At 68.2% G+C, this 25,991-nt stretch carries 20 protein-coding genes; 10 read left to right on the forward strand and 10 right to left on the reverse strand.

All coding sequences use genetic code 11. The features are described from left to right. Positions 1–17: 17 nt before the first annotated feature. A complete protein-coding gene (locus CCR84_RS04245; protein WP_201209974.1) occupies positions 18–224 on the forward strand; it encodes a hypothetical protein in 207 nt (68 codons plus the stop codon). Beyond that, positions 221–1,207 (forward strand): peptidoglycan DD-metalloendopeptidase family protein, encoded by a 987-nt coding sequence (locus CCR84_RS04250; RefSeq protein ID WP_338052563.1) that lies wholly within the window; start codon positions 221–223, stop codon positions 1,205–1,207. The genes CCR84_RS04245 and CCR84_RS04250 overlap by 4 nt, the downstream gene beginning before the upstream one ends. A gap of 245 nt (positions 1,208–1,452) precedes the next feature. Here the strand turns inward: CCR84_RS04250 and CCR84_RS16395 are convergent, their stop codons facing one another. Both CCR84_RS16395 and CCR84_RS04260 read right to left on the reverse strand, forming a co-directional pair. Beyond that, entirely contained in the window at positions 1,453–3,000 is a 1,548-nt protein-coding gene (locus CCR84_RS16395) for a pseudouridine synthase (protein WP_242508530.1), read from the reverse strand. Positions 3,001–3,010: 10 nt separating this feature from the next. Continuing rightward, positions 3,011–3,355: an FKBP-type peptidyl-prolyl cis-trans isomerase gene (locus CCR84_RS04260; protein ID WP_201209975.1), complete on the reverse strand. Its 345-nt coding sequence runs from the start codon at positions 3,353–3,355 to the stop codon at positions 3,011–3,013. A gap of 881 nt (positions 3,356–4,236) precedes the next feature. Here CCR84_RS04260 and CCR84_RS04265 point away from each other — a divergent pair. After that, positions 4,237–5,004, forward strand: a complete 768-nt coding sequence (locus CCR84_RS04265) for a tRNA threonylcarbamoyladenosine dehydratase (protein ID WP_201209976.1) — start codon at positions 4,237–4,239, stop codon at positions 5,002–5,004. Between the two features lie 170 nt (positions 5,005–5,174). Here the strand turns inward: CCR84_RS04265 and CCR84_RS04270 are convergent, their stop codons facing one another. Together CCR84_RS04270 and msrA are read right to left on the reverse strand one after the other, a co-directional pair. Continuing rightward, complete coding sequence (locus tag CCR84_RS04270) at positions 5,175–6,182, reverse strand: MBL fold metallo-hydrolase (RefSeq protein ID WP_201209977.1); 1,008 nt, start codon at positions 6,180–6,182, stop codon at positions 5,175–5,177. Positions 6,183–6,255: 73 nt separating this feature from the next. Further along, positions 6,256–6,789 (reverse strand): peptide-methionine (S)-S-oxide reductase MsrA, encoded by a 534-nt coding sequence (gene msrA / locus CCR84_RS04275; RefSeq protein WP_201209978.1) that lies wholly within the window; start codon positions 6,787–6,789, stop codon positions 6,256–6,258. Between the two features lie 168 nt (positions 6,790–6,957). Here msrA and CCR84_RS04280 point away from each other — a divergent pair, with 168 nt between their 5' ends. Continuing rightward, on the forward strand, positions 6,958–7,380 hold the full coding sequence (locus tag CCR84_RS04280) for a cupin domain-containing protein (protein WP_201209986.1): 423 nt from the start codon (positions 6,958–6,960) through the stop codon (positions 7,378–7,380). A gap of 285 nt (positions 7,381–7,665) precedes the next feature. Here CCR84_RS04280 and parC read toward each other — a convergent pair whose 3' ends face one another. The 3 genes from parC to CCR84_RS04295 all read right to left on the reverse strand — a co-directional run bounded on the left by parC (position 7,666) and on the right by CCR84_RS04295 (position 12,628). Then, positions 7,666–9,975 (reverse strand): DNA topoisomerase IV subunit A, encoded by a 2,310-nt coding sequence (gene parC / locus CCR84_RS04285; RefSeq protein ID WP_242508531.1) that lies wholly within the window; start codon positions 9,973–9,975, stop codon positions 7,666–7,668. A 2-nt stretch (positions 9,976–9,977) separates the two neighbouring features. Next, positions 9,978–11,999: a DNA topoisomerase IV subunit B gene (locus CCR84_RS04290; protein ID WP_201209990.1), complete on the reverse strand. Its 2,022-nt coding sequence runs from the start codon at positions 11,997–11,999 to the stop codon at positions 9,978–9,980. 179 nt (positions 12,000–12,178) lie between these two features. Continuing rightward, a complete protein-coding gene (locus tag CCR84_RS04295) occupies positions 12,179–12,628 on the reverse strand; it encodes a hypothetical protein (protein WP_242508532.1) in 450 nt (149 codons plus the stop codon). Positions 12,629–12,710: 82 nt separating this feature from the next. Between CCR84_RS04295 and CCR84_RS04300 the strand changes: the two genes are divergently transcribed. Next, entirely contained in the window at positions 12,711–13,925 is a 1,215-nt protein-coding gene (locus CCR84_RS04300; RefSeq protein WP_201209992.1) for a UbiH/UbiF family hydroxylase, read from the forward strand. A 149-nt stretch (positions 13,926–14,074) separates the two neighbouring features. Then, positions 14,075–14,803 (forward strand): DsbC family protein, encoded by a 729-nt coding sequence (locus tag CCR84_RS04305; RefSeq protein ID WP_201209994.1) that lies wholly within the window; start codon positions 14,075–14,077, stop codon positions 14,801–14,803. Between the two features lie 213 nt (positions 14,804–15,016). Here CCR84_RS04305 and CCR84_RS04310 read toward each other — a convergent pair whose 3' ends face one another. Next, entirely contained in the window at positions 15,017–15,985 is a 969-nt protein-coding gene (locus CCR84_RS04310; RefSeq protein ID WP_201209996.1) for an alpha/beta fold hydrolase, read from the reverse strand. Positions 15,986–16,194: 209 nt separating this feature from the next. Between CCR84_RS04310 and msrB the strand changes: the two genes are divergently transcribed. The 3 genes from msrB to pepN all read left to right on the forward strand — a co-directional run bounded on the left by msrB (position 16,195) and on the right by pepN (position 21,278). After that, positions 16,195–16,692, forward strand: a complete 498-nt coding sequence (gene msrB, locus CCR84_RS04315) for a peptide-methionine (R)-S-oxide reductase MsrB (RefSeq protein WP_201209998.1) — start codon at positions 16,195–16,197, stop codon at positions 16,690–16,692. Positions 16,693–16,800: 108 nt separating this feature from the next. Beyond that, positions 16,801–18,552: a diguanylate cyclase gene (locus CCR84_RS04320; protein WP_201210000.1), complete on the forward strand. Its 1,752-nt coding sequence runs from the start codon at positions 16,801–16,803 to the stop codon at positions 18,550–18,552. Between the two features lie 38 nt (positions 18,553–18,590). Beyond that, positions 18,591–21,278: an aminopeptidase N gene (pepN, locus tag CCR84_RS04325; RefSeq protein ID WP_201210001.1), complete on the forward strand. Its 2,688-nt coding sequence runs from the start codon at positions 18,591–18,593 to the stop codon at positions 21,276–21,278. 613 nt (positions 21,279–21,891) lie between these two features. Here the strand turns inward: pepN and CCR84_RS04330 are convergent. Next, positions 21,892–22,272 (reverse strand): YchJ family protein, encoded by a 381-nt coding sequence (locus CCR84_RS04330; RefSeq protein WP_201210002.1) that lies wholly within the window; start codon positions 22,270–22,272, stop codon positions 21,892–21,894. Between the two features lie 294 nt (positions 22,273–22,566). Here CCR84_RS04330 and CCR84_RS04335 point away from each other — a divergent pair, with 294 nt between their 5' ends. Further along, on the forward strand, positions 22,567–24,036 hold the full coding sequence (locus CCR84_RS04335; RefSeq protein ID WP_201210003.1) for an MFS transporter: 1,470 nt from the start codon (positions 22,567–22,569) through the stop codon (positions 24,034–24,036). A gap of 150 nt (positions 24,037–24,186) precedes the next feature. On the opposite strand, the gene leuA is transcribed toward CCR84_RS04335, so the two are convergent. Continuing rightward, positions 24,187–25,878 carry a 2-isopropylmalate synthase gene (gene leuA / locus CCR84_RS04340; protein WP_201210004.1) on the reverse strand — a complete coding sequence of 564 codons (1,692 nt, stop codon included), beginning with the start codon at positions 25,876–25,878 and terminating at the stop codon, positions 24,187–24,189. Positions 25,879–25,991 lie beyond the last annotated feature (113 nt).

A 25,991-nucleotide genomic window follows, 5' to 3' on the forward strand; every position in this document is an offset into this window, starting at 1 on the left:
CACGGGAGGAGACGAAGATGGCTTCAGGCGGCTGGGGTTGCCCGCACGAAGTGAACAACACCTGCAACAAGGTCGCCGGACGCCCCTGCGACCCGGGGATGAAGGGCTGCGAGCTCGCCGGCCGCTACACCTTCTTCAGCGAGGACAAGAACACGCGCCTGCGCCAGAAGCAGGCGCAGCGCGCGGCCGCCGAGGGCACCTCCGGCAAGGATGGAACGGCGTGAGCGGCAGCTTGCGGTGCCCGGGAACGGTGCGCGCAATGCTCGCCGCTGCGGCGTTCGCGCTGGCGCTGCCGGCCGGCGCGAGCGAGTTCGACACGAAGCTGGCGAGCGTCTCGGCGACAGTGCCGACGGCCCGCGCCGATGCGCCACCGATGCGGCCTGTGGCACTGCCGCGCGCGCTTGCGGTCCCCGGCGGAGTCGCGCGCGTCGACCTCGGAGCGGCGAGCAGCTCGCCGCGCCCTATCGCCTGGTTCGGCGAGGCGCGCGTCCGCGTCCTCGACACCGACGGTCGCTGGCAGGCGCTGGTCGGCCTGCCGCTCGACCTGCGCCCCGGCCGTCACGAACTGCGTGCCACGGTCGATGGCCAGGAACGTCGGGTCGGCTTTCTCGTCGGCAACAAGGACTACCCGGTGCAGCGCGTCACCCTCCCCGACGACCGCCGCGTCCGCCTCTCCGCCGCCGACGAGGAACGCGCCGAGCAGGAGGCCGCGCAGATCGCGCTGCTCAAGAAAACCTGGCGTGAATTCCCCGACTTCGCCGGCAACGCAGCCAGCGGCACGGCGTTCGCGCGCGACGCGCTGCTGCTGAACCCTGTCGCCGGCCGGGACGCTGGCAAGCTCGGCAGCAACTTCGGCAACCGGCGCATCTTCAACGGCGAGCCACGCGCACCGCACTCCGGTCTCGACATCGCCGCCGCGCGCGGAACGCCCGTGCGCGCCGCAGCCGCCGGCGAGGTGCTTGCCACCGGCGACTATTTCTTCAGCGGCAACGCCGTCTTCATCGACCACGGCGAAGGCCTGATCACGCTCTACGCGCACCTCGACCGCATCGACGTCGCACCCGGTGATGTCCTCGCTGCGGGCCAGCGCGTCGGCGTCGTCGGCGCCACCGGCCGCGCCAGCGGACCGCACCTGCACTGGGGCGTCATCCTCAACGGCGCATCGGTCGATCCACGCCTGTTCGTCCCGGCGGCGCCGAAATCCTAGGCGCTTTCATCCCGTCATTGCGAGGCGCGCAGCGCCGTGGCAATCCAGTTCGTTCGTCTGACTACTCGCCCGTTCCAGCCATCCAGGGGCAACCCGATATCAGCCCCGAGCACTGGATCGCCACGCCCTGTGGGCTCGCGATGACGGGCTGCTGCTCCGGGCAGCGGGCCTCGTCGCTTCGCAGTTTCACCTTACTACGTGGCCCGCGGCGTCTCATCGAGCGCAGCCGCGGGACTTGCCGACGCTCAGAAGGACTCGTCGTCGCCGAGGTAGCGCCACTGCCCGAGCGGCAGCAGCCCGAGACGGACGCCGCCGATGCGCACGCGCTTGAGGCCGACGACCTTGAGGCCGACCAGCTCGCACATGCGCCGGATCTGCCGCTTGCGCCCCTCGCGCAGCACGAAGCGCAGCTGATCCTCGTTCAGGCGCTCGACCTTGGCCGGACGCAGTTCGCGACCGTCGAGGCTCAGGCCGTGGTTGAGCAGCTTCAAGCCTTCCTCGGTGACCACGCCCTCGACACGGACGAGGTACTCCTTGTCCACCGTCGAGTGATCGCCGATCAGCGCGCGGGCGATGCGGCCGTCCTGCGTGAGAACCAGCAGCCCGGTCGAATCGATGTCGAGGCGACCGGCAGGCGCCAGCCCCGGCAGGATCCCGGGGCGGAACGGACGCGCCGGCGTCCCCTCCGGAACGTACTGGTTTTCGGGCAGGATCAGCTTGACCGCCGGGATGCAGCCCGGCTCCGGCTGCCCGGAAACGTAGCCGACCGGCTTGTGCAGCAGGATGGTGGCGCGCTGCGTCTGCTGCACCTGCGCTTCGGGAGCGAGCGTGATCTTCGAGGTTGGCGCGGCGCGCGCACCGAGTTCGGTGACGCGCTTGCCGTCGACGAAGACCCAGCCGCGTTCGATGTACGAATCCGCCTCGCGCCGCGAACAGAGGCCGAGTTCGGAGAGGAGCTTCGAGATGCGGATGCCGGCAGCCGGCCTGGCATCGGCCCTGCCCATGGATTCGGGACGCGAAGGCTGCGCGTGCGCGACCTGTGGCTTGCCGGTACGCGGCGCCGCTTGCGCGCTTCCCTTCGGCGCGCCGGGTGCCGCCTTGCGCGCGGCGAATTCGGGGCGTTCCTGGCGCTCGGGACGCTCGCCACGGGCAGGCCGCTCCTGGCCGAAGCCGCCCGAGCGAGCGTCGCCGGCAGGCCGCTTGCGCTCGCCGGGAGCGCCCGCCTCCGCCTTGCGCGCGAAGCCGCTTCCAGCCTGCGGCTTGGCGAAGCCGACGCGGCGTTCCTCGCGCGATCGCTCATCTCTAGCCCGGTCTTCACGCGGCCGGTCTTCCCACGGCCGATCCGCGCGCGCGCCGTCTTCGCGCGCTTTGTCAGTGCGTGGCTGGCCGGCCTTTTCCGGGCGCGGCTTGCCGGCCCAACTTCTTTCAGCCTGAGGCTTTTCAGACCAAGGCTTCGCACCGCGCGGCTGATCGCTGCGCGTATCACTGCGGCCCTTGTCGCCGCGTGGCTTGTCAGACCGTTCACCCCTGGCCTTGCCGTCGCGCGGCGGCAAGCCTGCGGCAGCACCCGGTGCGGCGGGCTGGCCGCGCCATTGCCCGGCGGGTTTGCCTGCCCCGGCCGGCTTGCCGGCGGCACCTTCGCGGCGCGGCGCAGCGGGAGTGACAGCAGGAAGCACCGCGGCACCCGGCTGCCGCTTGCGCGGTGCGTTGGCGACGCGTAGCGGACGACGGCCACGCGTATTTTCTTCGCTGGCCGCCTTGACCGGCAGCGTCAGTGTCTTGCGCGTGCTCATCGCGCTGCGGTCAGCGGACGTCGAGCAGTTCGACTTCGAACACCAGCGTCGCGTTCGGCGGGATGACGCCGCCGGCGCCACGCGGGCCGTAGCCGAGATGCGAGGGGATGGTCAGCTTGCGTACGCCGCCGACACGCATGCCGGCGACGCCCTCGTCCCAGCCGGCGATGACCTGGCGGGCGCCGAGCTGGAAGCGGAAAGCCTGCTTGCGGTCGAGGCTGGAGTCGAACTTGGCGCCGCTGGTGAGCCAGCCGGTGTAATGCACGCTGACCATCTGGCCGGCAGCGGCGGTGGCGCCCTCGCCGACTTTGATTTCCTCGATCTGCAGACCGCTGGCGGTGGTGGTGACGGACATGTTCTGACCCCTTGCTGGAAAAGGGCGAAGTGTAGACCAGCGCGACGGGCGCGACCAGCACGCGCGCAGTCTGCGACCGACACAGCCAACGCTTTCCGCGAGCGCGGGAGGCTGCTTCCGCTCCCGATGCTGCTAAACGTGCCCCTTCGCGGCTGACGCCGCTCCCACGCGCAACGCGCACTTCCACAGCCGTCATTGCGCGGCGCGCAGCGCCGTGGCAATCCAGTTCGTTCTTTCGCAACCTCGCCGGCTCGGGCGATCCGATAACAGTCCTACGCACTGGATCGCCACGCCCTGCGGGCTCGCGATGACGGGTACGCTTTCAGCCCCTCGCCATGCATTCCCGGCACTACCGTCATTGCGAGGCGCGCAGCGCCGTGGCAATCCAGTTCGTTCTTTCGCCGCCTCGCCAGCTCGGGCGATCCGATAACAGTCCGACGCACTGGATCGCCACGCCCTGCGGGCTCGCGATGACGGGTACGCTTTCAGCCCCTCGCCATGCATTCCCGGCACTGCCGTCATTGCGCGGCGCGCAGCGCCGTGGCAATCCAGTTCGTTCTCCTGTCTCTTCACTCTTGGCAGCCGCCCACATGCCAGACCTACGCACTGGATCGCCACGCTCTTCGGGCTCGCGATGACGTGTTGCTGCTTCGGGGCAGCTGCTTAATACCTTCGCAGTTTCACGTTAGACTCATGGGTTCCTCGCGACCAGCGGCGCAGCAGGCAGCGCGCGCAGGTAGAACTTTCGGTGAATCGAGAATGCCCTTCAGCCAGTACATCTCCGGCAGCAGCAAGACGGCCACGCGCCCGCCTGCGGCCATTTCCGAGTCACGTCCAGCAGCGGCGCCGCTCGCCCCCCGCCCGCACAGGCTGGGCGCAGCATGAGCGACGCGGACATCGCCCGCCGCTTCGGCGGCGTCGGCAGGCTCTACGGCACGACGGCGCGCGAGCGCTTCGCCTCCGCGCACGTCTGCGTCATCGGCATCGGCGGCGTCGGCTCGTGGGTCGCCGAGGCGCTGGCGCGCTCGGCGATCGGCGCGATCACGCTGGTCGACCTCGACATGGTCGCCGAGTCAAACGTGAACCGGCAGATCCATGCGCTCGGCGACAACTTCGGCCGCGCCAAGACGAGCGCGATGGCCGAGCGCATCCGCGCCATCAACCCCGACTGCCGCGTCACCGAGATCGAGGACTTCATCACCGCCGACAACGTCGCGACGCTGCTCGACGTCGGTTCCGGACAGGATTACGACTTCATCGTCGACGCGATCGACCAGGTGCGACCGAAGGCGGCACTGATCGACTGGTGGACGCGGCGCGGCGGCAAGCTGGTGACGGTTGGCGGCGCCGGCGGCAAGACCGACCCGACGCGGATCACGGTCGCCGACCTCGCGCACACCGAGCAGGACCCGCTGCTCGCCAAGCTGCGCGCGACGCTCAGGCGCGACTACGGCTTCACGCGCGAGCCGGGCAAGAAATTCCGCGTCGGCGCGGTGTATTCGAGTGAACCGATGCGCCGGCCGCAGAACGGCGACGCCTGCGTCCCGGTGAGCGGCGACTTGAGTTGCTCGGGCTACGGTTCGAGCGTCTGCGTCACGGCGAGCTTCGGTATGTTCGCCGCAGCGCAGGCGCTGGCGCACCTCGCGTAAGAGAGGCGCCAGCCGCGACCCCGTCGGCGAGATGACCGCGAGGGCGCCAATTCCGGCAGTTCGCGGCTGACGCCGCTCCCACGAAGACGCTCGCGCCATCGGCTTCTCGTGGGAGGAGCGTCGGGCCCGTACTTGGGGAGAGCATGATTCATACCCTCCCCGCCCGACTTTTAACCTGCGGTCGCCCCCAGCCAGACGTCGAGACCCTGCGCGTTGAGTTCGAGGTCGGTGGCGAAGATGTCGACGATCTCCTCCGCCGGCAGGGTGCAGCCGAACGCGGCGCACTCGGCGAGCAGCAGTTCGGTCAGCCCGGCGCGGATGTGCGCGACGCGGTCGAAGGCCGAGGCGGCGTCGTCGTTGCGCGCGGCGGCGGCCTCCTCGTCCCTGGCGCGCTGCGCGATCGCCAGATGCGCGTCGAGCAAGCGGTGCAGCTGCGCGGCCTGGGCGGGAACGTCGCGCAACTGGCTGTAGTGCGTGAGATAGACCGCGTCGATCGGCAGCGCCGCGATGCGGTCGACGGTCGCGCGCATCGCTTCGGGCTCGAACTGCACGGGAGTCGTCGTCGGGAAGACGAACTGACGGTCGCCGACGTCGAGCTCGCGGTAGGAGAGGCCGAAGGCGTCACCGGTGAAGGCCGCACGACCGACCGGGTCGAACAGGACGAGGTGGTGGCGCGCGTGTCCCGGCGCGTCGAAGCAGACGAGTTCGCGCCCGCCGAGCGACAGGCGCTGGCCGTCGGCGGCCTCGATGATTCGTGATGGGTCGATCGGCAGCACCTCGCCGTAGAGCCGGCGCACCTCGTCGACGCCATAGACCGCCGCCGCACCGGCGACCAGCTTCGACGGGTCAGCCATGTGCCGCGCGCCGCGCGGATGCACGACCAGGCGCGCCTTCGGGAAGGCGCGCATGAAGCTGCCGGCACCGCCGGCGTGGTCGAGGTGGATGTGCGTGAGGATCACGTAATCGACGCTGGCGTTGTCGAGTCCGAGCAGGGCGAGCGCCGCCTCGACGCGCGGCAGCGATTCGTTCACGCCGGTATCGACCAGCGCGACGCGCCCCGCATCGACGATCAGGTGGATCGAAGCGAGCAAGGGCCGGACGTAGCCGGCGTCGATCGCGTAAAGCCCGCGCGGGTAGCGGATGAGGTCTTCGGGGCGGAGGATTGCCGGAGGCTGCATGGACGCGACACCTTTCAACGATGCGTAAGAAAGATCCGCATGATAAACGATGCAGCCGGCGAGCGCGCCTGCCTCAGGCGATGCGCTCGGCGAAGTAGCGGCGGAACTTGGCGATCTTCGGCGCGATCACGGCCTGGCAGTAGCCCTGGCGCGGGTGCAGCGCGTAGTAGTCCTGGTGGTAATCCTCGGCCGGGAAGAAGGCCGGCGCTGCTTCGAGCTCGGTGACGATCGGCGCGTCGTACTCGCCGGCGATCGTGGCGATGGTTTCCTCGGCGGCGGCCTGCTGCTCGGGCGAATGATGGAAGATCACCGAGCGGTACTGGGTGCCGACGTCGGCGCCCTGGCGGTTCAGGGTGGTCGGGTCGTGAATCGCGAAGAATACCTGCAGGAGCTCGCGGTAGGAGAGCACGGCCGGGTCGAAGACGACGCGCACCACCTCGGCGTGGCCGGTGCGACCGGTACACACCGCCTCGTAGCTCGGGTTCGGCTGTGGCCCGCCGCTGTAGCCCGAAACGACCGACTCGACGCCGCGTAACTGGCGGAAGACCGCGTCGAGACACCAGAAACAACCGCCGCCGAGGGTGGCGGTCTCGCGTTGATTGCTCATCAAATTCCTCCTCAAGAAGCTTCAGCGTGCCTGCCTTCGACAGCGGCGCGCCGGATCGTTCCCGGCCTCGCGCACGGCCAGGCCGCCTCCGGCGAAGAGCGAGTCAGCAGGAAAAAGTCTGGCGCGATACACTGGTCGTTCCTGTCGATCTTACTTGCGAGGTGTGCAATGAAGCTGCGTTTCCTGCCGGCGCTGTGCCTGGCGCTGGTATTGCCGGGCACGGCCCCGGCCGAGCAGGCGTATCCGACCGTCGAGCTCTTGTCGACGACGACGACTGCGATCGGCGAGCCGATCCGCTATCCGACCAGCGGCCCGGCGCGCATCACCGCGAACATCGTCACCATCGCCCCGGGTGCCGACAGCCTGCTGCACCGTCATCCGGCGCCACTGGTCGCCTACATCCTCGACGGCGAGGTCACCGTCGATTACGGCGCGGCGGGACGCAAGGTCTTCCGCAAGGGCGAGGCGATGGTCGAGGCGATGGCGCTCCCGCACCGGGGAATGAACTTCGGCAGTGAGCCGGTGCGCATCCTCGCCATCCATCTCGGCGCCGAGGGAACGGCCAACGTCGCCCTCGAGGACAAGAAATAGTATTCCGTTCCCAAGCCAAGGTCGGAACAATTTCGTGAAGCAGCGGCCGGGCTGATCTGGCGAAGCCGCCACGATCGGCAGCCCGTCAACTGGATGGCCACGGCGCTGCGCGCCTCGCAATGACGGCAGTGTCGGGAGTACATGGAGAGGGGCCAAGAGCGTAACCGTCATCGCGAGCCCGCAGGGCGTGGCGATCCAGTACGTAGGACTGTCATCGGATCGCCCGAACTGGCGAGGCCGCGAACGAACTGGATGGTCACGGCGCTGCGCGCCTCGCCATGATCGTCAACGCTTGACCGGTCCGACGCCGACGACGATGCCGTTCTTCGGCAGGTGGCTGCCCTTGGCGCCGCGGTGCACGCGGTGCTGTTCGAGTTCGTCGCCGGCCAGCGTCAGCGGCATGACGCGGCCGCGGATGTCGAGCTGGAGGACGAGCTTGTCGCCGACCACCGGCAGCAGACAGGCGAGCTGCGCGCCGGGGTCGAGGCCGACCAGCTTGACGCCCTTGCCCTTGTCGAGCTCGCGCAATTCGACGAAGGGGAAGACCGCGAAGCGGCCGGCGCTGGTGCTGCCGCCGATCCACAGCCCGCGCGTGTCGGCCGGCAAGGCCAGCGGCGGCAAGGGCGCCTCGCCTTCTTCGAGGGTCAGGAAGGTCTTCCCCGAACGCGGGCGCGCGACCAGGTTCTTCAGCGCGCTGACGAAGCCGTAGCCGCCCTGTCCGGCGAACAGGTACCTGCTCTCGGGATCGGCCGAGAGCAGATGGAGCAGCCGCGCACCGTTCTGGATCTCGATCAGCGTGGTGATCGGAACGCCGTCACCGCGACCGGTCGGCGCCTCGGACGCCATGAACGAGTAGGCGCGACCGGCGCTGTCGAGCAGCACGACCGGCAACACGCTGCGCGTCTCGACCGCGGCGAGCAGTGCGTCGCCGGGCTTGAATGCGAGTTGCGCGAGGTCGAGTCCGTGCCCCTTGGCCGCGCGCAGCCAGCCGTTCTTCGACAGGATCACCGTCACCGGCTCGTCGGCGACCGCAGCCACCGGCAGCGAGGACGAAGCGACCGCCTCCTCCTCGATCAAGGTGCGCCGGTCGTCGCCGAAACGTGCGGCGTCGGCCTCGATCTCCTTGACAATCGCCTCGCGCATCGCCTTGTCCGAGCCGAGCAGCTTTTCGAGCTTGGCCTTCTCCTTCGTGAGTTCGGCGACTTCCTTTTCCAGCTTGATCCATTCGAGGCGCGCGAGCTGGCGCAGGCGGATCTCGAGGATGTCCTGCGCCTGCACTTCGGAGAGGCCGAAGGCGTTCATCAGCGCCGACTTCGGCTCGTCGCTCTCGCGGATGATGCGGATCACCTCGTCGATGTGCAAGAGCGCGATCTTGCGCCCTTCGAGGATGTGCAGGCGACGATCGACCTCATCGAGGCGGTGCCGGCAGCGGCGGGTGACGGTCGTGAAGCGGAAGTCGGCCCACTCGGCGATCAGCATCTTCACCGACTTGCGGCAGGGATTGCCGTCGAGGCCGACAACGGTGAGATTAACCTTGACCGAGGATTCGAGGCTGGTCGCCGAGAAGAGGAAGGCCATCAGCTCGTCGCGGTTCACCTTCGAGGTCTTCGGCTCGATGACGAGGCGCACCGCGGTCGATTTGTCCGACTCGTCGCGCGCGTTGTCGATCAGAGAGAGGACGCGCTGCCTGGCGGCGACCTGCTGTGGCTTCAGCTTGTCCTTCTTCGGGTCCTTCAGCTTCGGATCGGCGAGCGCGTCGAGTTCCTCGAGCACCTTCTTCGCCGAACAGCCGGGCGGGAATTCGGTGATCACCACCTGCCACTGGTTGCGCGCGAGTTCCTCGACCTCGTAGCGCGCGCGCACGCGCAGCGAGCCCTGCCCGCTCTCGTAGGCGGAGCGGATGTCGGCCGCCGGCGAGATCAGCTTGCCGCCCCCCGGGAAATCCGGTCCGGGCAGGTGCTGCATCAGCTCGTCGGTGGTGAGATCCGGGTTGCGGATCTGCGCGACGCAGGCGGCGGCGACTTCGCGCAAGTTGTGCGGCGGCAGGTCGCAGGCCATGCCGACGGCGATGCCCGAGGCGCCGTTCAGGAGCGTGAACGGCAGCCTGGCCGGCAGCACCTTCGGCTCCTGGAACGAGCCGTCGTAGTTGTCCTGGAAATCGACGGTACCGAGCCCCACTTCGGCAAGCAGCAGTTCGGCGATCGGCGCCAGGCGGATTTCCGTATAGCGCATCGCCGCCGCCGTGTCACCGTCGAGCGAACCGAAGTTGCCCTGCCCGTCCATCAGCGGGTAACGCACGGTGAAGTCCTGCGCCAAGCGCACCATCGCGTCGTAAACCGCGGTGTCGCCGTGCGGGTGCAGCTTGCCGAGCACGTCGCCGACGACGCGCGCCGACTTCACCGGCTTCGCGTCGGACTTTTGCCCGGCCTCCCACATGCTGTAGAGGATGCGCTTCTGCACCGGCTTCTGGCCGTCGTGCACCATCGGGATGGCGCGGTCCTTGACCGCCATGATCGCGTAGGCGAGGTAGGCGCGTTCGGCAAAGCTGCCGATGGGAACGCCCTCGCGTTGTTGTTCTTCGGGAAGGGTGCTCATGGTCATTCCTCGATCTGGTAGCCGGCGCGCGACATCCAGTCGCGCCGCCAGGCGGCTTCCTTGCGCGCCATCAGGTGGCCGAACAGCGCCTGCGTCTCGCCCAGGCCGTCGTCGTCAGCGGGCAGCTCGACACGCAGCAGGCGGCGCGTGTCCGGCGACATCGTCGTCTCCCACAGTTCCTCGCGCGACATCTCGCCCAAGCCCTTGAAGCGCGAGGTGCGGATGTCGCGGTAGCCTTCCTTGCCCAGCCGGTCCAGCACAGCCTGCAGCTCGTTGCCGTCCATCGCGTACAGCTTGCGCGCCGGCCGCGACTTGCCGGCCGCTGCGGCATCGACGCGGTAGAGCGGCGCCTGCGCGATGTAAAGGTGACCGGCCGCGATCACCTGGGGGAAGTGGCGGAAGAAGAGGGTCAAGAGGAGCGTCGTGATGTGCAGGCCGTCGTCGTCCGCGTCGGCCATGATCGCGATCGTGTGGTAGCGCAGGTTGGCGAGCACCTTGCCGACGTCGGCAGCCGGATCGAACGCATGCGGGTCGATGCCGATCGCCACCGCGATGTCGTGCACTTCGGCATTCGACAGCACCGTGTCGCCGCCGACCTCCCAGGTGTTCTCGATCTTGCCCTTCAGGGGCAGGATCGCCTGGTTGTCCTTGTTGCGCGCCTGCTTGGCGCTGCCGCCGGCCGAGTCGCCCTCGACCAGGAACAGCTCGCACTCGGCCGGGTCGGCGCTCGCGCACTCGGTGAGCTTGCCGGGCAACTGGCTCACGCCTGAAGAACGCTTGCGCTCGACCTTCTGCCCCTCGCGCAGCCGCGCGCGTGCGTGGTTGAGCGCGAGGTCGGCGATCGCGCGTGCCGATTCGATGTTGGCGATCAGCCACGATTCGAGCCGCGGCTTGACCATCTCGACGATCAGCTTGTGCGCCTCGCGCGAATCGAGCCGCTCCTTGACCTGGCCGCGGAACTGCGGGTCGAGCAAGCGCGCCGAGAGGACGAAGCGCACGTTGCGCCAGGTGTCCTCGGCCGACAGCTTCACCCCCTTGCTCATCAGCCCGTGGCTCTCGGCGAAGCGCTTCACCGCCTCGAACAGCGCCGTGCGCAGCCCGGACTCGTGCGTGCCGCCACTGAAGGTCGGAATCAGGTTCACGTACGACTCGCCCGAGGTTCCGGAGTCCTCGGTCCAGCACAGCGCCCAGGCTGCGCCCTCGCCCTCGGCGAAGGAAGACTCGTCGGCCGCCGTGGCCCAGCCCTCGCCGGCGAACATCTCGCCGACCCGCTCGCCCTCGCCGACCATCTCGGCGAGGTAGTCGGGCAGGCCGTTGGCGTAATGCCACTCGCGCTCGGCGAAGCCACCGTCCTTCTGCTCGACGCGCAGCAGCGTCCTGACTCCCGGCAGCAGCACCGACTTGGCGCGCAGCATGCGCTCGATCTCGTCCTGCGGGATGCGCTGCGACTCGAAGTACTTCATGTCCGGCCAGACGCGCACGCGCGTCCCCGACGCGGCGCTGACGCCCTCGGCGGTCTTGCGCTGGGTCGTCAGCGGCTCGGCGATCTCGCCGCCGTTGGCAAAGGCGAGGCGGTAGGCCTTGCCGCCGCGGCGGATGTCGACCTCGAGCCGGGTCGACAAGGCGTTGGTCACCGAGACGCCGACCCCGTGCAGGCCGCCGGAGAACTTGTAGGCGGAGCCCGCGTCCTGCTTGTGGAACTTGCCGCCGGCGTGCAGCTCGCAGAAGACGAGCTGTACCGCCGGCACCTTCTCGACCGGGTGGATATCGACCGGGATGCCGCGGCCGTCGTCCTCGACGGCAACGGAGTTGTCGAGGAAGAGCGTCACCGTGATGTTGCGCGCGAAGCCGGCGAGCGCCTCGTCGGCGGCGTTGTCGATCACTTCCTGGAGGATGTGCGCGCAGGAGTCGGTGCGCGTGTACATCCCGGGCCTGAGCTTGACCGGTTCGAGTCCGCGCAGGACATCGATGTCGCTGGCACTGTAGTTGTTGTTCGGAGTGTTGGCACTGCTGGCTTTGGCCATGCGGCAAAATCCTTAGAGTGAAACTGGCTGGGCGTGCAGCCGGCAATATCGCATCGAGTCGCTGCAGATCAATGACTTGCCGGCAATACGGCGAACCGGGAGGCTTGTCCCGACGCCGATGGGACGCGATTATTCCAAAACCCGGCGCCTATTTCCCGTTTTTCTGCAATGGCGGCGCTTCAGAGCGGATGCGCCTCGACCCAGGCGATGCACCCGCGGCGCCCCCCGCGCAGCAGGCGGGCGAGCCTGCGCTCGGCGTCGGCGAGGGTCGGGCAGGCCGGCTCGGGATAGGCATTGCCGGCCGCCCAGCGACCGTCGGCCAGCGGCAGCGTGGCGACGTGGCGGCCGCCGTCGATGCGGGCGACGATCGCCTCGCCTTGCACACGCAGCCAGCTGGCGACGACGAGGTCCTGCGCCTCGTCGCGCGGCAGCTTCATCGCCACCAGCGCATCGAGCGGCGAATCGTGCTCGGCGCAGACGATCACCGGGAAGTAGCGTCGCAGCGCGGCAGACGCAGTTCGCGGCTGACGCCGCTCCCACGAAACGCAGGCATCGTCCTCCGCTCGGAGGCCGGCAGCGGCGTCGGCGAGAACGGGGACGGAACGGGAGACGGCGTTGGCAGCGGGCATGGCCGCGATGAGAGCACACGCCGCCGTGCTTGTAAAATCGGCGCTCGGCGAGGCACAATCGCCGCTTGCCGGAGCTATTCGCATGCAATTCGACGTACTCATCGTCGGCGGCGGCCTCGCCGGTCTGGCGCTGGCCTGCGCGCTGCGCGACACGCGGCTGCAGATCGCGCTGATCGAAGGCCGTCCCGAGGCCCCCCGCCGTTTCCGTCCCTCCATCGCTTCTTCGCCGACGCCCGGCGAGAACGAGGACTGGGACGCGCGCGTCTATGCGCTGAGCCCGGCCAACGCCCGCTTCCTCGAGCGCATCGGCGCTTGGAAGCACCTCGACGCGACGCGCATGGAAGCGGTGCGCGAGATGCAGGTCTTCGGCGACGAGGACGCGCGCCTCGACTTTGCCGCCGAAGACAGCGGTTGCCGCGAACTGTGCTGGATCCTCGAATCGTCGCTGATGGCCGACGAACTGTGGGAGAACGTCAAGCGGCAGAGCAACGTCCGCCTGTTCCGCCCGGCAGCACCGGCCGCGCTCGCACTCGACCCAACCGGCCAGGCCGATGCACGGCTGACGCTGGCCGACGGTCGCGAGATCAGCGCGCGCCTCGTGGTCGGCGCCGACGGTCGCGAGTCCTGGCTGCGCCAGGCGGCCGGACTTGCCGCCAGCAGCGTCTCCTACGACGAGCTCGGCGTCGTCGCCAACTACGCCTGCGAGCGTCCTCACCGCAGCACCGCGCGCCAGTGGTTCCGCGACGACGGCATCCTCGCCTGGCTGCCGCTGCCCGGCAACCGCTTCTCGATCGTCTGGTCGACCGACAGCGCCCACGCCGAAACCCTGCTCGCGCTGCCCGCCGAGGAACTCGCCGAGCGCGTGCGGCAGGCCGGCGACAACGCCCTCGGCCGCCTGCGCACGCTGACGCCGGCGGCGGGCTTCCCGCTCGGCCTGTTGCGCGTGCCGACGACGATTGCGCCGCGCGTCGCGCTGATCGGCGACGCCGCGCACGGCATTCACCCGCTCTCCGGACACGGCATCAACCTGGGTTATCAGGATGCCGCGGCGCTCGCCGGACTGCTCGCCGCGACGCCTGCCTGGCAGGACATCGGCGACGAGCGCCTGCTGCGTCGCTACCAGCGCGCGCGACGCGAGGAAACGCTCCTGTTCACCAACGCCACCGACGCGCTGCACCGGCTGTTCAAGTCGCGCCTGCCCGGGCTGCCGCAGCTGCGCAGCGCCGGGCTCGGCTTCACCCAGCGCTCGCCGCAACTCAAGAACATGCTCGTCCGCTACGCACTCGGCGGCGCCTGAATCAGGTCGCGACGCCGCCGGGGCGGGACAGATCTGCCCCGCCGCTCACCTCCCCCGTCCAGTGTGCCCGCCGGCGCCCGGACAGCAAGTTCATCACGTCTCCCGCAACCCCGGCGTCTTCCGGCGCCCCTCACCGGCCAGGACATCCCATGCTCAGAAAACTCTCTTCCCGCGCGCTGATCGCCCCCGTCTTCGCCCTCGCCGCAGCGCTGAGTGCGTCCGCCCTTGCCGACGAAGCCAGCGTCAAGAAGGCGATGGAAGCCAAGCTCGGCGGCAAGGTCGACAGCGTCGTCAGGACGCCTTATCCGAACCTCTACGAGGTCTTCGCCGACGGCCAGATCGTGTACACGGACGAGAAGCAGACGACGATCTTCGTCGGCACGCTGATCGACGGCAAGACGATGAAGAACGTCACCGCCGAACGCCTGCAGAAACTGACCGCGATCCGTTTCAGCCAGCTGCCGCTCGAGCAGGCGGTGAAGATCGTCCGTGGCGACGGCAAGCGCGTCTTCGCCACCTTCGAGGACCCGAACTGCGGCTACTGCAAGCGTCTGGCCAAGGAGGTCACGCGCCTCGACAACGTCACGCTCTACGTCTTCCTCTACCCGATCCTGTCGCCCGACTCGCTCGAAAAATCGAACAAGATCTGGTGCGCGGCCGACCGCGGCAAGGCCTGGACCGACTGGATGGCCGACGGCAAGGCCCCGGCCGGCAAGGGTGACTGCGACACTTCCGCCATCCAGAAGAACGTCGACCTCGGTCACAAGCTCGGCATCAACGGCACGCCGACGATCTTCTTCACCGACGGCGAGCGCATCCCCGGCGCGGTGCCGATCGCCAAGATCGAGCAGAAGCTCGCGCAGACCGCGGCGAAATGAGCGCCTTCGCTGCCTCCGCCGTGAGCGTTCCTTGAACCCTTGATTCGGGCCTTACGGCCCTCCCACGAGAGCCCATGGCACCGGCTGGTTTTCGTGGGAGCGGCGGCAGCTGCGAAAGAGCGCGTTTCATGGCGTGGGGCGGCGGACGTCGCCATGATCGTTAACGCAGCGTAACCCGACAGAAAAACCCTGCGCCAACCCGACTTGCGCGGCTCACCCTGCGGCGGCGAGGAAGGCGTCGTAGCGGCGGATGAACTGCGCCGGAATCTCGAAGTGCGGCAAGGCGCCGGTCGGCAGTTCGACGACCGTCCAGTTGGGCTTGCCGGCATACGCCGCAGCGCCGCGGTAATCGACGAAATCGCCGCGCACCCCGTGCGCCATCCACACCGGCAGCAGCAGCGACTGATAGATGCGCGGGATGTCGCGCGAAAACAGGAAGCCGCTGACGAAATCGTAGGGTGCAAAGCGCGCTCCCGGCTGATGCGTGGTCAGCCACGCATACTCGAACACGCCCTCGTCGATTTCCCGGCGCCCCCAGCTCTTTTCGAGGAAGAAGCGGATGCTCGGCCGGGTGGTGAGCGCGGAGAAGAGGCCCCGGCTCAAGAGCGGCAGATTGAATGCTCCGTAGAGCAGCGGCATGCCGCGCGTGCTGCCGCGCGGGCCGGGAACCTCGGCCTTCGCGTCGAAGCCGGTCGGGCTGACCAGGGCCAGGCTGGCCAACTCGGCCGCTGACTCGTACGCCGTGCGCGCGAGAAACTCGCAGCCGAGCGAAACGGCCAGCGCGTCGATCGGCGCCGCGCCGTGGCGACGGCGGATCTCGGCGATCATCGCCTGCACCGCGTCGGTCATCAGGCGGGGCGTGTAGCGGCGTTGGCTGCGTTCGGAAAAACCGAATCCGGGCAAGTCGAGCGCGTACACGGGACGTCGCTGCCGGTAATGCTCGTAGATCGGCTTCACCTCGTAGGCCGAGCCCGCAGCGTTGACGCTGTGGATGAGCAGCAGGGGCCGCTCTGCCGAATTCACGGGGCCATCCGCGTAGTACGACAGCCTGCCGGCAATCGAGTTGAACTCGCTCCGCTCGCCGGGCAGCGCCGGCGGCAAGGGAGGCGTCAGTTCGCGCTGTGCCTCGGCACGAGCCCTTCCCGGCATTCCCGTAGCTGTCGTATGCTTCGTCGTATCCATGCGCGACTCCTCCCCGGGCGGGAGATGCAGTGCCGGGCGAAAACCCGGCGCGCCTGCTTTCCCGCAATCGATTATCAGTGAAATCCGGAGCGAGGTCACGAACGGAATTCCCCCCGGACAGCCGTCCAGAGCGCGCACGAGGAACTTCGTCGCGCAGAACCATGTCATTCTACATTCAAGAGACCGCATTCTTGTCCAAGGAGTTCAGCATGTCCCGTTTGTCGTCGATTTTCCCTGCCTTCTCCGAGCGCCTGAAAGGAAAAGATGCTGCGAGCGCAGCAGCACCGGCCTGTGGCTGCGGCGCGTCGAAGACTCCGGCCGAATTGAGGGCGGAGCTTGGCGAGGAACGTTACCGGGTCCTGTTCGAGGAAGCGACCGAGTACGCGCACAGCAGCCCGCTCAACGCCGAAAAGCGCGACGGCACCTTCATCTGCGCCAGCTGCCACCAGCCGCTGTTCGACAGCAGCCGCAAGTACAACAGCGGCACCGGCTGGCCGAGCTTCTGGGAAGCCCTGCCCGGCGCGGTCGGGTTCAAGACCGACCACAAGCTGATCATGCCGCGCACCGAATACCACTGCTCGCGCTGCGGCGGACACCAGGGGCACGTCTTCGACGACGGCCCGCAACCGACCGGACAGCGCTTCTGCAACAACGGGCTGGCACTGGACTTCGTGCCACGCGACGAACAACTGCCGCCCTTACGCTGAAACGGCGTCTATAATCGTGGGCTATGGAGAGTTCATCGCGCAAAAGGCAGACCGGGAGACAGTTCTGCGCGCGGCGGGGGACCAGTCGCCCTGATCGGAACAGTGCCCATGGATAGAAGGGTCGACGTCGATCAGCTGCCGGTCGCCTACTGCAGCGTCGACCGCAAGGGCGTGCTTCAACTCGGCAATCGGGCAGCGCTGCACCTGCTCGGCATCCGCAACCACGGCCGGTTCAGACCGCGCCCGTTCGCGTCGCTGTTCGCCGAGGCAGAGCAAGCGGAACTCGCGCGCTTTTTCGAGCGCGTCTTCGCCGGCAAGAAGGACTGTGTTTGCGAAGTTGCGATGACGAGCCAGGACGGCAAGGAACGCTGGATGCTGCAGCTCAAGGCGGCGGCCGACGCTGAGGCCGAGGCTTGTCATCTGACCCTGCTCGACATCAGCGAGCGCAAACGCAGCGAGCAGCGCTTGGAGGCGCGCGCCAAAGTGCGCGAAATGCTCGCCAACGACGAGGCGCTTTCCGAAATCCTGAAGGAGATCGCGCTCGGGGTCGAGTCGACCGACGTCGACGCACTGTGCAGCATCATGCTGATCGACGAGCAAAGCGACGGCGACCGCCTGATCGTGGGCGCGGCACCGCATCTGCCCGCCACCTTCGTCGCGGCGGTCGATGGCATGGCCATCGGTGTCGGTCAGGGAAGCTGCGGGACTGCCTCATTCACCGGCAAGCGGGTCGTCTGCGAGGACGTCCAGCAGCACCCCTACTGGCGGGACTGGCGCACGCTCGCCGCAAACGCCGGAGTCGCCGCCTGCTGGTCGCAGCCGATTCCGGGAACGACGCGCAGAACGCTCGGCGCGCTGGCGCTCTACCATACGGCGCCACGCCGACCGACGAACGACGAGATCCAGCTGATCGAGGAAGCGGCACAGTTGGCCAGCATCGCCATCGAGAAACACCGCGCCAGCAAGGCGCTGCGCGCCAGCGAGGAACGCTGGAAATTCGCGCTCGAGGGTTCCTACGACGGCATCTGGGACTGGAACGTCATCAGCGGCGAAATGATCTTCTCACCACGCTGGCTGGCGATGTTCGGCTATTCGGAACAGGACCGGATCAGCCACGTCGACGAGCTGCGCAAGCTCATCCATGCCGACGACCGCGAGCAGGTCGAGATGATCCTGCGCGAGTGCCTCGACGGCCGCAGCGACCGCTATGCGGGCGAGTTCCGCCTGCGCTGCCGCGACGGGAGCTGGAAGTGGACGCTCAGCCGGGGGATGGTCGTCAGTCGTAGCGCGCAGGGGCAGGCACTGCGCATGATCGGTACGCAAAGCGACATCAGCGAGCAGAAGCGCCTGGAAGAGGAACTGCGCGCGCTGACGACCACCGACCCGATCACCCGTCTTGCCAACCACCAACACTTCTGCGCGCGACTACGCGAGGAACATGCCCGTCTGCAGCGCCAGCCGGGACTGACGGCCAGCGTCGTCGCCCTCCACCTCGACGGTTTCAAGAACATCAACGGGCGTTTCGGTCATGCGGTCGGCGACGAGATACTCGCGCACTTCGGCGAACTGCTGCGTCAGCAGTTGCGCGTCGGCGACGTGGCCGGTCACCTGGGTAGCGGTGAATTCGCCATCATGCTGGCCGGTAGCGACGCCAGCGCTGCCAAGCAGCTTGTCCGGCGCCTGCGCCAGAGCCTCGCCAAGTCGCCGATCGCCATCGGCGACGAAGAGGTCTTCCTCGTCGTCAGCGTCGGCGTGTCCCTGATCAAGGCGGGCGACACGACTTTCGAAGCATCGCTGCTGCGCGCCGAGAACGCCCTGCGCAAGGCCAGGCCAGGCGAGCGCATTTCCGTCGCCGCCTGAGCGGCCATCGCGGCGGGAGGACAGGTAGAATCCCGCCCATGACTACGCACAAGACCGACGCCAGCACGCGCATCCACCGCCTGGCCGACTACACCCCCCCCGACTTCCTGGTCGACCGCGTCGACCTCGACTTCGACTTTCGCGACGACGCGGTCGTCGTCTCGGCAACGCTGGCGCTGCGCCGCAATCCGCAGAGCGCAGCCCCGGACGCGCCGCTCGTCCTCGACGGCGAAGCGCTGGAAACGCTGTCGCTCGCCATCGACGGCATCGACCTCCCGCCCGAGCGCTACACGCTCGGCGCCGGCACGCTCGTCATCGACGACGCGCTCCCCGGCGCGGCCGCTGCCTTCACCCTGCGCAGCGTCGTGCGCATCCGTCCCGACCAGAACACGCAGCTTTCCGGGCTCTATCGCTCCGCCGACGGCTATTTCACGCAGTGCGAGGCGCAGGGCTTCCGCCGCATCACCTGGTTCCCCGACCGCCCCGACGTGATGGCGCGATTCACGGTGACGCTGCACGCCGACCGCGAGCGGCTGCCGGTGCTCCTGGCCAACGGCAACCCGGTCGGCAGCGGCGAGGAAACCGACGCCTTCGGGGTAAGCCGCCACTGGGCTCGCTGGGAGGACCCGTTCCCGAAACCCTCCTACCTGTTCGCCGTCGTCGCCGCGAAACTCGACGTGCTGCGCGACCACTTCGTCACCGCCTCCGGCCGCCGCGTCGAACTCGCGATCTACGTCGAACCGGGCAAGCTCGACCAGTGCGATCACGCGATGGCCGCGCTCAAGCAGTCGATGCGCTGGGACGAAGAGCGCTTCGGCCTCGAATGCGACCTCGACCACTACATGATCGTCGCCGTCGGCGACTTCAACATGGGCGCGATGGAGAACAAGGGCCTCAACATCTTCAACACCAAGTACGTGCTGGCGCGCGCCGACCTCGCCACCGACCTGGACTACGAGGGCATCGACCGCGTCGTCGCGCACGAGTACTTCCACAACTGGACCGGCAACCGCGTCACCTGCCGCGACTGGTTCCAGCTCTCGCTGAAGGAGGGCCTCACCGTCTTCCGCGACCAGGAATTCGGCGCCGACGTGCACCAGCCGGCGGTGAGCCGCATCCGCGAGGTGCGCATCCTGCGCGCGACGCAGTACCCCGAGGACGCCGGCCCGATGCGCCACCCGGTGCGCCCATCCGAGTACCAGGAAATCAACAACTTCTACACGGCGACCGTGTACCAGAAGGGCGCCGAAGTGGTGCGCATGCTGCAGACCCTGCTCGGCCGCGAGGGATTCCGCGCCGGCATGGACCTCTACTTCGCGCGCCACGACGGGCAGGCGGTCACCTGCGAGGACTTCGTCGCGGCGATGGCCGACGCCAACGGTGCCGACCTCAAGCAGTTCATGCGCTGGTACGAACGCGCCGGAACGCCGCGCCTCAAGGCTTGCGGCGAATACGACGCGCAGGCGCGCCGTTATGTCCTGACGCTGACGCAGTCGATGCCGGATGACGCAGCCGCCGAGCCGCTGTGCATCCCGGTCGTCGTCGGCCTGCTCGGGCCGGACGGGGCCGACCTGCCGCTGCGCCTTTCCGGCGAGGAAAAACACGAGGCGCCGACCACGCGCACGCTGCTGCTCAAGGAAAGCAGCCAGCAGTTCGTCTTCGCGGACATCGACGCGCCGCCGGTCGCCTCACTGCTGCGCGGCTTCTCGGCGCCGGTGCACCTCGACTTCGCGCAGCCCGACGTCGAACTCGCTCAGCGCATGGCACACGACAGCGACCCGTTCAACCGCTGGGAAGCCGGTCAGCAGCTGGCGACGCGACTGCTTCTCGGTGCCGCCGCGCGCTCCGCCTCAGAACCGACGGTCGCCGACGAATGGCCGGACAGCTTCGCCGTCGCCGCCGCACGCATCCTCGACTCGGCGCTCGCCCCTGGCGGCGACCCGGCCTTCGCCGCCGAAGCGCTGGCGCTGCCCTCGGAAGCGACGCTCGCCGAAGAAATGGCGGTGGTCGACCCCGACGCGCTGTTCACCGCGCGCATGGGACTGCGCGCCTTCCTCGGCCAACGCCTGCGCGAACGCCTCGAAACCCTCTACGAAAAACTCGCCCCGAGCGGCCCCTACCGGCCCCTGCCCGCCGACGCCGGCCGCCGCGCCCTGCGCAGCCTCTGCCTCGACCTGATCACCGCTGCCGACCCCGACGCCGGCTGCGCGCTCGCCGCGCGCCAGTTCGCCGCCGCCGACAACATGAGCGACCAGTACGCGGCGCTGGCGCTGCTCGCGCACCACGACCGCCCGGAAGCGGCGGCTGCCCTCGCCGAGTTCCACGCGCGCTGGCAGAAGGAAGCGCTGGCGATCGACAAGTGGCTGCTGGTGCAGGCGACCAGCAGGCGCCCGGACACCCTCTCGGTCGTGCGCCGGCTGACCAAGCACCGCGATTTCGACCTGCGCAACCCGAACAAGGTCTATTCGCTGCTGCGCGGCTTCGGCGCCAACCACGTCCGCTTCCACGCGGCCGACGGCACCGGCTACCGCTTCATGGCCGAGCAGACGCTGGCGCTCGACGCGATCAACCCGCAGGTGGCGGCGCGCCTGGCGCGCGCCTTCGACCGCTGGCGGCGCTTCGACGCCGGCCGCCAGGCGCACGCGCGGCAGGCCCTGGAACGGCTCGCCGGCAACGCCAGCCTGTCGCGCGACGTCAGCGAGATCGTCGGTCGCGCGCTCGGCTGAGCGCGCAGCAGGGCAGGCCCCGATTCGGGCCTTCCGGCCCTCCCAGTGCGATACAGAAGAACAAACTGGATTGCCACGGCGCTACGCGCCTCGCAATGACGGGATAGGGAATAGTCATCGCGACCCGCAGGGCGCGGCGATCCAGCTCGTGGGGCAGTTCCAGATTCACTCGCGTCTATCTGGAACGCCGCAAGTACAGAAGAACGGACTGGATTGCCACGGCGCTACGCGCCTCGCAATGACGGGATAGCGACTCGTCATCGCGAGCCCGCAGGGCGTGGCGATCCAGTTCGTGGGGCAGTTCCAGATTCACTCGCGCCTATATGGACCGCCGCAAGTACAGAAGAACAAACTGGATTGCCACGGCGCTACGCGCCTCGCAATGACGGGATAGCGACTCGTCATCGCGAGCCCGCATGGCGGGGCGATGCAGTTCGTGGGGCAGTTCCAGATTCACTCGCGTCTATCTGGAACGCCGCAAGTACAGAAGAACGAACTGGATTGCCGCGGCGCTACGCGCCTCGCAATGACGGCAGCGAATGGCTGCGTTTCATGCTCAGGGACGGCACGACTCGCCATGATCATTAACGCAGCGTAACCCGACACTCACCAGCTACGCGCCGACGTCCCCGTCCACGTAACACCAGCGCCCGTCCTCGCGCACGAAGCGGCTCGTCTCGCGCATCTGCTGCGTCGGTCCGCCGGCGCGGAAGCGCGCGACGAACTCGACCTCGGCGCGGTCGCCATCCGGCACGTGCCGGCGCACCTCGAGACCGAGCCACTTCGGCTGCCGCCCCTGCTCGAAGCCGAGCGACTCCGGCCGCGTCGACGGGTGCCAGGTCGCCAGCACGTAGTCGGCCAGGCGCAAGGCGTACGCCGAGTAGCGCGAGCGCATCAGCTTCTCGGCGTCGGGCGCCGGCATGCCGGAATGAAAGACGCCGCAACAGTCGGCATAGGGCAGGCCGGAATAGCAGGGACATAGCTTCTTCTTCATCACGAAACTCGCAGAGGAACGGAACCGGGCGAGATGATGCCGCATCGGCGGCCGACGCGCATCCTCCCGGTGCAAGCTTGCCGCTCGCCTCGGCAGCCGCCAACGCCCTGCACGAGCCCGGCAAGGGCAAGCCGCCCGGCACCCGTGGCGACGCTAACGGCGGCCGGAAAACCGCATCCGGTGACCGCCATCGCTCATCACCCAAAGAAATATGTCGTCTTCGGTGATCCCCGTGAACTCCTAGAATCCAGCTGCAAGTTATCGAAAGCACCAGGTCATATTCAGGAGGAGACCATGAGCACACTCGCGATAGGGGCGCCCATCCCTTACAAGGGCAACGACAAGCTGCTGTACGGCATCATCATGGGCGTGATCGCCTTCTGGTTGTTCGCGCAAACCACCTTGAACGTGGCGCCGGACATGCAGAGGGATCTCGGCCTCGACGCCAGCATGATGAACATCGCCGTGGCCATCACGGCACTGTTCTCGGGGATTTTCATCGTCGTCATCGGCGGCATCGCCGACCGCTTCGGCCGCGTCAAGGTCGTGCAGGCCGGTTTCATCCTGAACATGGTCGGCTCGCTGCTGATCGGCCTGGCGCCCGCCGGCGATCTGGCGACCGCCTTCCTGCTTGTCGGCCGCGCGCTGCAGGGCCTGTCGGCGGCCTGCATCATGCCGGCCAGCCTGGCGCTGGTGAAGACCTACTGGGATGGTCCGGCCAGACAGCGGGCGGTGAGCCTGTGGTCGATCGGCTCCTGGGGCGGTTCCGGCGTCTGCTCGCTGTTCGGCGGCATGATGGCGGAGAACTTCGGCTGGCGTTACATCTTCTTCGCCTCGATCGTCGTTTCGCTGATCGGCATGGCGATGATCAAGGGCACGCCGGAAAGCAAAGCTGAAAGCCGGGGTGACTACAAGTTCGACCTTGCCGGCGTGCTGACCTTCATGATTGCCATGGTGGCACTGCAGCTCTTCGTCACTCAGGGCAACAAGTTCGGCTGGAGCAGCCCGTTCATCCTCAGTCTGGCCGCGACCGCCGCGGTCTTCGCCACCCTGTTCTTCAGGATCGAGTCGCGGGCGGCCCGGGCCTTCGTGGACTTCACGCTTTTCCGCAACCCGACCTACCGGGGCGCCACCCTCTCCAACTTCCTGCTCAACGGTGTCGCCGGCACGCTGCTCGTCTCGCTGCAACTGGTGCAACGCGGCGGCGACATGAGCGCCCAGCAAGCCGGTGCGCTGACCCTGGGTTACGCGATCGCGATCATCGCCTTCATCCGCGTCGGCGAGAAGCTGCTGCAACGCTTCGGGGCGCGCAAGCCGATGATCTGGGGCTGCCTGATCACCGGTCTGTCGATCGTCCTGCTGTCGCCGGCCAACCTCATGCTGGCCGACTACAAGGTGCTGGCAGTGATCGGTTACACGCTGTTCGGCGTCGGTCTGGCCTTCTACGCCACCCCCTCCACCGATGCAGCGCTGTCCGCCCTGCCGCCTGCCCAGGCCGGTTCCGGTGCCGGCATCTACAAGATGGCCTCGTCGCTCGGTGCTGCCTTCGGGGTTGCCATCTCCGCCGCCATCTTCACGGCCCTGAGCGCCAATCCGGAAAGCATCAACTGGCTGGAAGGGGTGATCACCTTCGTCGGACGCCAGGATAATCTGGCGGTCCGTCAAGCCGCGATGATCGCGCTGGCATTCAACGTCTTCCTGATCCTCGCCGCGATCATCTCGATCATGCTGACCATCCCCAAGGCCGGCACCAGGAAGGACTGATGCGCCGCTGCTCGCTGTCTGGGTCGGCAGCCATGGCTCGATGCCGGGAAGGGCATCGAGCCGGTCGGCGCCCCTTACTGGGTGGCGCTGACCGGGAATTTCCTGGTATGAGGAGGCCCGCAGGAGCCCTCCTCAGCCCACTCAACGACTTCAGGCCGCGGCGCGGGTATCGACCTGCTGCCGGCCGACCCGTCGCGCGGCGCTCACGAGTGCGCGGATCGACGCGGTGACGATGTTGCCGTCGATGCCGACACCGTAGCGGTCGCCCTTGAGGCCGGGCGCGGACACTTCGACGAAGGCGCAGGCGCGCGCGTTGCCGCCGTCCTCGCTCGGGCCGAGCGAGCGTTCCTCGAAGCTGCGCACCTGCAAGTCGAAGCCGAGCGCGCGCAAGGCATGGACGGCGGCGTCGATCGGGCCGTTGCCCTCGCCGGAGAGCTGCCGCACCTCGCCGTCGACCTTCAGCGTGAGGCGGATCCCCTGCCGCTCGCCGCGCTCGAAGAGGTGGTGCTCGACATGGGCGAGCGCGTCGTCGTCTTCGAGGTAGGTCCCGGCGAACAAGCCCCAGATGTCCCCGGCGCTGACCTCGCCGCCGACGCGCTCGGTGAGCGACTGCACGACCGACGAGAACTCGACCTGCAAGCGCCGCGGCAAGGCAATGCCGCATTCGTTCTCGAGCAACCAGGCGACGCCGCCCTTGCCCGACTGGCTGTTCACGCGGATCACCGAGTCGTAGCTGCGGCCGAGGTCGGCCGGGTCGATCGGGAGGTAGGGGACGGCCCAAACGGCGTCGTCCTCCTGCGCGGCGAAGCCCTTCCTGATCGCGTCCTGGTGCGAGCCCGAGAAGGCCGTGAACACGAGGTCGCCGACATAGGGGTGGCGCGGGTGGATAGGCAACTGGGTGCAGGCCTCGACCGTGCGCGCGACGCCGTTGATGTCGGAGAAGTCGAGTCCGGGATGCACGCCCTGCGTGTACATGTTGAGCGCGAGGGTGACCAAATCGACGTTGCCGGTGCGCTCGCCGTTGCCGAAGAGGCAGCCCTCGACGCGGTCGGCGCCGGCCATCAAACCCAACTCGGCGGCGGCAACGGCGGTGCCGCGGTCGTTGTGCGGGTGCAAGCTGATGATGACGCTGTCGCGGCGCGCGAGATGGCGATGCATCCACTCGATCTGGTCGGCGTAGACGTTGGGCGTCGTCACCTCGACCGTCGTCGGCAAGTTGAGGATCACCTTGTCCTCGGGGGTCGCCCCCCAGGCCGCGCTGACCGCGTCGCAGACTTCGAGCGCGAAGTCGAGTTCGGTCGCGGTGAAGGTCTCCGGGCTGTATTCGAGCTGCCATTCGGTGTCGGGCTGCTGCGCGGCGAGCTCGCGCACGAGGCGGACGCCGGCGACGGCCATGTCGACCACTTCCGCGCGGCTCATGCCGAAGACGAACTCGCGGAAGGGCTTCGAGGTGGCGTTATAGACATGGACGATCACGCGGCGGGCGCCGCGCACGGCTTCCATGGTGCGCCGGATCAAGTGCTCGCGCGCCTGCGTGAGCACGATGATGCTGACGTCCTCCGGGATGTGGCCGCCCTCGATCAAGCTGCGCACGAAGTCGAAGTCGGTCTGCGAGGCCGACGGGAAGGCGACCTCGATCTCCTTGAAGCCGATAGCACAGAGCGTGTGGAAGAGGCGCATCTTGCGCTCGACGTCCATCGGCTCGAACAGGGACTGGTTGCCGTCGCGCAAGTCGGTGCTCATCCAGATCGGCGCGCGCTCGATGACGCGGTTCGGCCACTGCCGGTCGACGAGATTGACGGGCGGGAAGGCTTGGTATTTGCGGGCGGGTTGCTGCAACATGGCGGACTCCTGAAAGCGTTGGCGCGGTGGCGACTGACAGGACACATGTTACGCAGAAGCGGCCGGCAGGTGCTTGCGTTGTTGCGCCTGAAAATCATGACTTTTGGAATAAA

The organism is Rhodocyclus purpureus, from assembly GCF_016653115.1.
Taxonomy (GTDB): Bacteria; Pseudomonadota; Gammaproteobacteria; order Burkholderiales; family Rhodocyclaceae; genus Rhodocyclus; species Rhodocyclus purpureus.